Here is an 8,511-nt window from a genome sequence, read left to right as displayed (position 1 = left end):
GAGGCGGAAAAGGCCGCGGCGCTGGGCGAGGTGCCCGTGGGCGCTGTGGTGGCAAAGGACGGGGTGCCGGTGGCCATGGCGCACAATACCCGCGAAACCCAAAAGAACGCCACCCACCATGCGGAGCTGCTGGCCATCGACGCGGCCTGTAAAGCCCTGGGCGGCTGGCGGCTTTGGCAGTGCGAGCTTTTTGTGACGCTGGAGCCCTGCCCCATGTGCAGCGGGGCCATCATCAACAGCCGCGTAAAACGGGTGGTGTATGGCGCACCGGACCCCAAGGCGGGCTGCTGCGGCTCGGTGACCGACCTGTTTGCACTGCCGTTCAACCACCGCCCTGCGGTGGAGGGGGGGCTTTTGGCGGAGGAGGCCAGGGCGCAGCTGCGGCAATTTTTTGCCGCGCTGCGGCAAAAGCGGGAGGAAAAGCAATGAGAACCGTGCTCATTACCGGCGGCAGCCGGGGGATTGGGGCCGAAGCGGTGCGGCTGTTTGCGAATGCGGGGTACCGGGTGGTGCTGAATTATAACACCAGCGAGGAGGCCGCCAAAGCCCTTACAGCAGAATTTGCGGGGCGCGTGCTGCCCGTGCGTGCGGATGTGGCATGCCGCACAGAGGTGGAGGCAATGTTCCGCCGTGCGGAGGCTGCGTTCGGCGGGGTGGACGTTCTGATCTGCAATGCGGGAGTGGCGCAGCAAAAGCTGTTTACCGACCTGACAGAGAGCGAGTGGCGCCGCATGCTGGATGTTCACCTGACCGGGGCGTTCCACTGCTGCCAGTGCGCGCTGCCGCACATGATCCGGCAGCGGTGGGGGCGCATTGTGACTGTGAGCTCGATGTGGGGGCAGGTGGGCGGCAGCTGTGAGGCAGCGTATTCGGCGGCTAAGGCGGGGCTTATCGGCCTTACAAAAGCCCTGGCGAAGGAGGAAGGCCCCAGCGGCGTGACCGTGAACTGCGTTGCCCCGGGTGTGATCGACACGGACATGATGGCCGGATTTTCTGAGGCGGATCGTTCGGCCCTGGCGGACGAAACCCCGGTGGGAGCCCTGGGCACCCCGCGGCAGGTGGCCGAAGCCCTGCTCTTTTTGGCGGGCGAGCGGGCCGGATATATTACCGGCCAGGTGCTGGGCGTAAATGGCGGCCTGGTGGTATAGCGCGCCCGAAAAAACGGAACATCCTCCTTCCCCTGCGCATAGCATGGCAGGGAGAGGGGGATTTTGTATGGCGATTTATGAGACGGGCATTGATGTTTCCCGTTACCAGGGAGAGGTGAACTGGCAGGCCGTGGCTGCCGCCGGCAAGCAGTTCGCACTGGTGCGTATTGGTTCCAGCAGCAGCGGCGGGGTATATATCGATCCCTATTTCCAGCGCAATATAGCCGGCGCGAAGGCGGCCGGCATGAAGGTGGGGGCTTACTACTACACCTATGCCCGCACCGAGGAAGCGGTGATCAACGAGGTGTCGGCCTTTCTGGCGGTGCTGGAAGGCCTGCGGCTGGAGTATCCGGTATTTGTGGATGTGGAGGACAATTCCCTGAAAACGCTGCCCCGGGCCGAGCTTACCCGCTTGGTGAAGTTTGCCATGGACATTCTGGATCAAAAGGGCTGGCTGCCCGGGTTTTACACCTACACAAGCTTTGCAAACACAAACCTGGACACGGGCGCGCTGGCGGCCTACCCGTTTTGGGTGGCGGATTACCGCGGATATGTGGGGTTCCAGGGCAGTTATGACCTGTGGCAGTATTCCTCTACCGGGCGGGTAAACGGCATCGGCGGCAATGTGGACCTGGATTACAGCTATAAAAACTTTTTGCCGCTGCTGATCAAAACGGGCAAAAACGGCTACGGCAAGGGGCCGAATCTTGTGCCGGTGGCCGGCAAAGAGCTTGCGGTAAAAAGCGCGCAGGCTTTGTATTACTACTCACCGGATCTGAACGATCTGGCGGGCTACCTGCCGATGGGGAGCTACCCGGTCACCGCGATGAGCGACGGGGAGTACCTTGGCTATACCTGGGTCACGTTTACTTATGGCGACAGCGAATTTTGGGCCACCCTGCGCCAGGGTGTGACCGAGCTGCAGGATGCACCGAAGCCGGAGGATTGCGAAGAGGTCCGCCTGGAGCTGGCGGCGGCCCAGGCAAAGATCTCCACGGCGCGCCAGGCGCTGGAATGGGCATTGGAGGAGCTGGAAGCAGGCCAGGGCGGCTGAACACTGTGCATGTTCACAAAAACGTTACTTGCATGAGGCGCTGCGGCAGGATACAATACTGATAGAAAGCAGGCGGTTTTCCGCCGCGCAGAAGTGTAAAGATGGGGGAGGATCGCCCAATGGATAAAAAAGCGGTGCGCACGGTTGCGGGCATTGCCGTGGGATGTGTGGTGCTGTACTGGGCCCTGCAAAACCTGAAGGCAGTGGGGGATTTTGTGGGAACGGCCTTTGCGCTGGTGTGGCCCTTTGTGCTGGGCGGCGCCATTGCGTTCATTCTGGGCGTGCCCATGCGTGCGATTGAAAAAAAGCTGCCCAAAAAGCTAAAGCGCACCCGGCGGGCTGCGGCGCTGTGCCTCACGCTGCTGGCGGTGGCCGGAGTGCTGGCGTTTGTGCTGCTGCTGCTCATTCCCCAGGTGAGCGCAACGGCAAACAACATTGGCAAGCTGCTGCCCGGCTTTTGGGCCGAGGCGCAGAAGCTGCTGGCCAGCCTGCTGGAAAAATACCCGGTGCTGCAGGAGTGGCTGGCGGACGCCGCCCAAATGGACTGGCAGAAGCTTTTGGAGACCGTGGTGGAATGGGGCAAAAACGGCGGCATGGCCCTGGTGGGAAACGCGGCGAACGCGGCCACGGGCATTTTGGCCGGCATGATGAACTTTTTTATCAGCATGGTGTTCGCCATTTATGTGCTCATGCAGAAGGAAAAGCTGGGCCGCCAGATCAGGATGCTGCTGTATGCCTGGGTGCCCACACAGCGGGCGGATCGGATGCTGGAGGTGGCGGGCCTTACAAACAAAACGTTTTCCAGCTTTTTGTCCGGCCAGTGCCTGGAAGCCTGCATTCTGGGCTGCATGTTCGCGGTGGGCATGCTGGTTTGCCGCATGCCCTACGTGACCCTGGTGAGCGTGCTGATCGCGTTGACCGCGCTGATCCCGATCTTCGGCGCGTTTATCGGCTGCTTTGTGGGGGCGTTTTTAATTTTGGTGCAGAACCCCATCCAGGCGTTCTGGTTCGTGGTGCTGTTTTTGTGCATCCAGCAGATCGAGGGGAATTTGGTGTACCCCAAGGTGGTGGGCAACTCGGTGGGGCTGCCCAGCATCTGGGTGCTGGTGGCCGTTACAGTGGGCGGCAGCACCATGGGCGTGGCGGGTATGCTGGTGATGATCCCGCTGGCCTCGGTGCTTTACAGCCTGCTGCGCACCGCGACCCGCGACAAACTGCGGGAAAAGGGCGTGGAAAAGCAGAAGTATACGGGTGAGCCGCCCCAGCTGAAAAAGAAAGTATAAGGGTAAAATAAAAGGGCCCCCGGTGCGAAGAAAAACGCACCGGGGGCCCCTTGGCTTGCTTTAGCGCGGGGGAAAAGCAAGGCGGTGAAACCGCTTTTTAAGTTTAACCGGCGCCGCGGGGCGCTGTGCGGGTGATGCTTCAGGGCTTGATGTAGGCATACCCTTCGGCCTGCCGGGTGGCAAGCTCGGCCACCCCGGCGGGCACCACAGCCACGAAGGAGGGCAGGATCCCCGGGTCGATGCCCTGGCCCCGCAGCGCGTTGGCACAGGCGGTAAAGCTTACCTCAGAAAAAGCGGCCAGCTGCCGCATGCGGGGCAAAGCGGCCACGGTGGGCAGATAGCCCGTCACGGCGGGGCCGTTTGCCAAAAGCTCCACCGTGCAGCCCAGGCCGCCCCGGCTCTGGCAATAGGCCAGCAGATTTTCGGCGTTGCCCAGCGCAAGAGGCCAGCGCTCGGGGTCGTCGATGTGAAAAATAACCTTCATGGCGTTCGTCCCTCCCCTTATATTTTTACGCCGCAATCCTGCCGGGGCGTGGGGTCGAGCCCGTTCTGCACGGCCTCGTAAAAGCCGTACCCGCCGGAGAGGTTGCAGCAGTCGAAGCCGTTCTGGCTTAAAATGCGGCAGGCGATATAGCTGCGAAGACCGCTGTGGCAGTGCACATACCAGGTCTTGCCCTTGTCGAGGCCGGCCATCCGCTCGCGCAGCTCGTTGAGGGGGATGTGCACTGCCCCCCCGAGGTGGCCGGCGGCCCACTCGGACTCGTCGCGCACGTCCAGCACGCCAGCGCTGGAATCCATCAAAACAGCGGGCAGCTGCTGCCAGTGGAACTGCTGCACGCGCCCGGCCAGCACATTCTGCATGATAAAGCCCGCCATGTTTACCGGATCTTTGGCAGAGGAATAGGGCGGCGCGTAGCACAGCTCCAGTTCGGCCAGATCGTGGCAGGTCATGCCCGCCCGCAGCGCGGTGGCCAGAACGTCGCAGCGCTTTTCCACCCCCTCGAAGCCGATGAGCTGCGCGCCCAGCAGCCGCCCGGTGTGAGGATCGAACAAGGTTTTGACCGTGATGTTGCTGGAGCCGGGGTAATAGGTGGCATGGTTGGCGGAAAGGGTGACCACCGGCGCGGCGGAGAGGCCCGCCGCCGCGGCCTGCCGTTCGTTGATACCGGTGGCCGCCACCGTGAGGCCGAATAGTTTGATGACGCTGGAGCCTTGGCTGGAATCGTAGCGGCTGGGGATGCCGCAGATATTGTCGGCCGCGATGCGGCCCTGCCGGTTTGCGGGCCCGGCCAGGCTGATGAGCGCTGCCTGCCCGGTGACCAGGTGCTTTACCTGCACCGCGTCGCCCACAGCAAAGATGTGGGGCGCGCTGGTGCGCATTTCGGCGTCCACCACAATGGAACCCTTTGCCCCCAGCTCGAGCCCGGCGGCCTTTGCAAGGCCGGTATCCGGCACGACCCCCACGGCCATTACCGCAAGGTCGGCGCTGAGGGTTTCGCCGGTGGAGAGGGAGGCGGTCAGGCCCCCTGGCCCCTCCTGGAAGGCGGTCACGCCGGCGCCGAGGCGCAGCTGCACGCCCTGCCCGCGCAGGTACCCCTGCACGATGGCCGCCATGTCACCGTCCAGGGGGGCCAGGACCTGGGGCGCCAGCTCCACCACGGTGACCGAAAGGCCGGCCTGCATCAGGTTTTCGGCAATTTCCAGCCCAATGTAGCCGCCGCCCACCACCACCGCGCGCTTTGGGGCGTTTTGTTCGATGAAGCCGCGCAGGGCAAGGGCGTTTTCCACATTGCGCAGAGTGAACACCCGGGAACCGCCGACCCCCGGCAGGGGCGGGCAGATGGGCTTTGCGCCCGGCGCCAGGATCAATTCGTCGTAGGCTTCGGAATACTGGGAACCGTCGGCCAGGCGGCGGACGGTGACCGTGCGGGCTTTGGGATCAATGGACACCGCCTCGTGGCGCACACGCGCGTCGATGCGAAAGCGACCCCAGAAGCTCTCGGGCGTTTGCAGGGTCAGGGCGCGCTTTTCCGTGATCGTTCCGCCCACATAATAGGGAAGTCCGCAGTTTGCATAGGAAACATAGCCGCTGCGCTCCAGCATTACAATCTCGGCGCTTTCGTCCAGCCGGCGCAGCCTTGCCGCGGCGGAGGCGCCGCCGGCAACGCCGCCGATGATGACCACTTTCATGATGTACAGCCTCCTTGTGAATCATGCGCCCCGCCTTTACGGCAGGGCCAAGAAAAAAGCCCGGCGCGGCGGGCGGAAAAGTTCCGCCGGGCGCCCACGCCGGGAAGATCAGACATTTTTACAATACTCACAGCATAGCCAAAATATCGCCCTTGGGCTTCAGGCCCACGCTCTGCTGCACGGCCTTGCCGTTTTTGAACAGGATCAAGGTGGGGATGCTCATCACCCCGAACTGGGATGCGAGACCGGGCTGATCGTCCACATTGATCTTGCCCACCTTGAGCTGGCCGGCCTTTTCCTGGGCGATCTCGTCCACCACCGGGCTCATCATGCGGCAGGGGCCGCACCAGGTGGCCCAAAAATCCACCAGTACAGGCAGTTCGCTGTTCAGCACTTCGGCCTCGAAATTATTGCTGTCAATGGTCAGAACACTCATTCTGAAAACCCCTTTCTGCTTTGGCAGGGGCTTTTTTTGCCCCGCGTTTGTTTTCTGTGCTTACTATACTCCAGCATGGGCCGCCGCGCTGTGATAAAGTCACCTGAAAAGGAAAAAGCCCGGCAGAGCCGGGCGGACGGGGGTGCTATCGCAGGCTTGCACCGCCGATTTCCTCCAACCGGGCGGGGTCGGTCACGGTGATGCAGCCGCGCCCCAGTTCCACCATGCCCTCTGTGGCAAGATACTTGAGCATGCGGGTCACCACCTCGCGGGCGCTGCCCAGGTGGTGTGCGATCTCCTCGTGGGTCAGGTGAATGACACGGGTGTCGTTCAGTTCGCACTCGGTGAGCAGAAAGCCGGCAAGGCGGCTGTCCAGATGCTTATAAAGGATCTGGTCCAGCAGCCACATCACATCGGAAAAGCGGCTTGCGATGAGCTCCAGCGTAAAGTTCGAAACCGGGGCCGACTGATGCATCAGCCGCTTGTAAACCGGCGCGGGGATACGCCAGAAGATGCAGTCTTTTTCGGCCTGCACGGCAATGTCGAACTGGAGGCTGTTGAGCATGCAGTAGGCCGAAAGCACGCAAACATCCCGCGGGAACAGGCGGTAAAGGGTCACCTCGCGCCCGTCTTCCGAGAGGGAATAGCCCCGCAGCTGGCCGCTTGCAAGAATCAGCAGGCCGATGCAATCGGAGGTGCCGTTGTGCACCACCTGACCTTTTGCGGCGTGGTGCAGGCTGGTGCACTGCAAAAGCTCCTGCTTTTGCGTTTGGTCCAGCGCGGCCCAAAAGGGCAGGCATTCGTAAAATTCCATGGCGCGGCGCCCCCTTTAAAAAATCTGGTATTATTATGCCATAAACCGGCGAAAAGCGCAAGAAAAAGGCGGGCCGCCGCGGCCCGCCGGAAAAGCCTTAAAAGGGCAGCACGCCCAGGTGCTGCAGCAGGATCTTTGTGCCCATAAGGATCAGCACAATGCCCCCCGCCAGTTCCGCACGGGATTTGTAGCGGGCGCCGAACCGGTGGCCGACCCACACCCCCAGCGCCGAGAGAAAAAAGGTGGTGAGGCCGATCAGCAGGATCGCCCACAGGATATCCACCGACAAAAGCGCCAGGGACACGCCCGCGGCCAAAGCGTCGATGCTGGTGGCCACCGCCAGCGGAAACATGGCTTTGGGGCCAAAGGAGCTGCTGGAGGCCGGACAGGATTTCTCGCGCGATTCCCGGATCATTCCAAGGCCGATGAGCCCCAGCAGGATAAACACGACCCAGTGGTCAAAACCGGAGATAAAGCGCTCAAATTGGGCGCCCAGAAGCCAGCCCAGCAGGGGCATCAGCGCCTGGAAAACGCCAAAATAAAGGCCGGTGACGATCAGATGGCGCGCCTTGAGGGCAGGCTGGCTCAGGCCCTTGCAGATCGACACGGCCAGCGCATCCATGGAAAGGCCCACCGCCAGCACAAACAGTTCGACAAAACTCATGATGGGATCGCTCCTTTAAGCAGCTTTTTTTACAGTGTGCAGGAAATTGGCCACCGCCGTGCCGCAGATCACGGCGTAGCCCAGCCAGCTGAGGGCGTCCGGCACCTGGCCGAAGACCAAAAAGCCCCACAGGGCCGAAAATACGATCTGGGAATAATCGAATACCGATATCTCCCGGGCAGGCGCGCAGCGATAGGCCGCCGTAACGGCAAACTGAGCTGCGGCCGCCGAGGCGCCCGCCAGCAGCAGCGCGCCCCACTGGGCCGCCGTCATGGGGGAGAAGGAGAGCAGCATGAAGGGCAGGGTGGCAAGGCAGGAGAAGGCGGAAAAGGTGAAAACGATAAACGGCCCCGGCACGCCGCGCTTGCCGAGCACACGCACCATGGTGTAAGCCACCCCCGCCCCGAAACCGCCCAGCAGGCCCACCGCAGCTGGCAGGAGCGAGAGGTTCGACCCGCTGGGCTTGATAACCAGCAGCGCCCCCGCAAAGGCCGCCAGCACCGCACCCACCTGGAACGGCCGCAGGCGCTCGCCCAGCACCACCACCCCCAGCAAAATGGCGAAGAAAGGGGAGAGCTTGTTCAGCATGGTGGCGTCGGCCAAAAGGAGATGGTCGATGGCGTAAAAATTGCACAGCACGCCCACGGTGCCGAAAGCGGCCCGCAAAAACAGATACCCCCAATCGCCGCGGTCCAGATGCAGTGCAGGGCGGCTGCGCGCCAGCACCACGGCGGCAGCGGCCACCGCGACCAGGTTGCGGAAAAAGCTTTTTTGCACCGAGGGAAGATCCCCGGCGAGCCGCACGAACATGCCCATGAGCGCAAAGAAAAAGGCGGCTGTGATGATGTAAAAGATCCCTTTGTATTTGGAGTTCAAAAGTAAAAACGCCTCCTTCCAAGGAACAGCCGGCATAAAACCTTGT

Annotated in this window: 10 protein-coding genes; 4 read left to right on the top strand and 6 right to left on the bottom strand. The window is 62.3% G+C overall.

Translation table 11 applies throughout. The features are described 5' to 3' along the window. The 4 genes from ACMLHZ_RS08335 to ACMLHZ_RS08320 form a co-directional block, all read left to right on the top strand. On the top strand, positions 1-429 hold a 429-nt coding region (locus tag ACMLHZ_RS08335), incomplete at its 5' end, for a nucleoside deaminase (protein WP_418667292.1). Continuing rightward, the gene (ymfI, locus tag ACMLHZ_RS08330) at positions 426-1,148 is read left to right on the top strand and encodes an elongation factor P 5-aminopentanone reductase (protein ID WP_418667291.1); all 723 of its coding nucleotides are present in this window, start codon (positions 426-428) and stop codon (positions 1,146-1,148) included. The genes ACMLHZ_RS08335 and ymfI, both read left to right, overlap by 4 nt. A gap of 67 nt (positions 1,149-1,215) precedes the next feature. Continuing rightward, positions 1,216-2,202 (top strand): glycoside hydrolase family 25 protein, encoded by a 987-nt coding sequence (locus tag ACMLHZ_RS08325; RefSeq protein WP_418667290.1) that lies wholly within the window; start codon positions 1,216-1,218, stop codon positions 2,200-2,202. A 119-nt stretch (positions 2,203-2,321) separates the two neighbouring features. After that, positions 2,322-3,485: an AI-2E family transporter gene (locus ACMLHZ_RS08320; RefSeq protein ID WP_418667289.1), complete on the top strand. Its 1,164-nt coding sequence runs from the start codon at positions 2,322-2,324 to the stop codon at positions 3,483-3,485. Between the two features lie 139 nt (positions 3,486-3,624). On the opposite strand, the gene ACMLHZ_RS08315 is transcribed toward ACMLHZ_RS08320, so the two are convergent. From ACMLHZ_RS08315 to ACMLHZ_RS08290, 6 genes are all read right to left on the bottom strand, one after another. Continuing rightward, a complete protein-coding gene (locus ACMLHZ_RS08315) occupies positions 3,625-3,969 on the bottom strand; it encodes a DsrE family protein (protein WP_418667288.1) in 345 nt (114 codons plus the stop codon). A gap of 17 nt (positions 3,970-3,986) precedes the next feature. Next, the gene (locus tag ACMLHZ_RS08310; RefSeq protein WP_418667287.1) at positions 3,987-5,675 is read right to left on the bottom strand and encodes an FAD-dependent oxidoreductase; all 1,689 of its coding nucleotides are present in this window, start codon (positions 5,673-5,675) and stop codon (positions 3,987-3,989) included. Between the two features lie 127 nt (positions 5,676-5,802). Further along, the gene (gene trxA / locus ACMLHZ_RS08305; RefSeq protein WP_418667286.1) at positions 5,803-6,111 is read right to left on the bottom strand and encodes a thioredoxin; all 309 of its coding nucleotides are present in this window, start codon (positions 6,109-6,111) and stop codon (positions 5,803-5,805) included. A 145-nt stretch (positions 6,112-6,256) separates the two neighbouring features. Continuing rightward, entirely contained in the window at positions 6,257-6,925 is a 669-nt protein-coding gene (locus ACMLHZ_RS08300) for a Crp/Fnr family transcriptional regulator (protein ID WP_418667285.1), read from the bottom strand. 97 nt (positions 6,926-7,022) lie between these two features. Beyond that, positions 7,023-7,589: a manganese efflux pump MntP family protein gene (locus tag ACMLHZ_RS08295; protein WP_418667284.1), complete on the bottom strand. Its 567-nt coding sequence runs from the start codon at positions 7,587-7,589 to the stop codon at positions 7,023-7,025. 15 nt (positions 7,590-7,604) lie between these two features. Beyond that, positions 7,605-8,465, bottom strand: coding sequence for a DMT family transporter (locus ACMLHZ_RS08290; protein WP_418667283.1), 861 nt, complete (start codon positions 8,463-8,465; stop codon positions 7,605-7,607). Between the last annotated feature and the right edge of the window lie 46 nt (positions 8,466-8,511).

This window comes from Allofournierella sp. (genome assembly GCF_048388525.1).
In the GTDB taxonomy this organism is placed as follows: Bacteria; Bacillota; Clostridia; order Oscillospirales; family Ruminococcaceae; genus BQOK01.
The sequence above is the reverse complement of the archived record's forward strand: the minus strand, read 5'-3'. Positions and strand labels throughout refer to the sequence as shown.

Coding starts and splice junctions, on each gene's coding strand:
- ymfI (WP_418667291.1), top strand. CDS start 426: ATGAGAACCGTGCTCATTACCGGCGGCAGCCGGGGGATTGGGGCCGAA.
- ACMLHZ_RS08325 (WP_418667290.1), top strand. CDS start 1,216: ATGGCGATTTATGAGACGGGCATTGATGTTTCCCGTTACCAGGGAGAG.
- ACMLHZ_RS08320 (WP_418667289.1), top strand. CDS start 2,322: ATGGATAAAAAAGCGGTGCGCACGGTTGCGGGCATTGCCGTGGGATGT.
- ACMLHZ_RS08315 (WP_418667288.1), bottom strand. CDS start 3,969: ATGAAGGTTATTTTTCACATCGACGACCCCGAGCGCTGGCCTCTTGCG.
- ACMLHZ_RS08310 (WP_418667287.1), bottom strand. CDS start 5,675: ATGAAAGTGGTCATCATCGGCGGCGTTGCCGGCGGCGCCTCCGCCGCG.
- trxA (WP_418667286.1), bottom strand. CDS start 6,111: ATGAGTGTTCTGACCATTGACAGCAATAATTTCGAGGCCGAAGTGCTG.
- ACMLHZ_RS08300 (WP_418667285.1), bottom strand. CDS start 6,925: ATGGAATTTTACGAATGCCTGCCCTTTTGGGCCGCGCTGGACCAAACG.
- ACMLHZ_RS08295 (WP_418667284.1), bottom strand. CDS start 7,589: ATGAGTTTTGTCGAACTGTTTGTGCTGGCGGTGGGCCTTTCCATGGAT.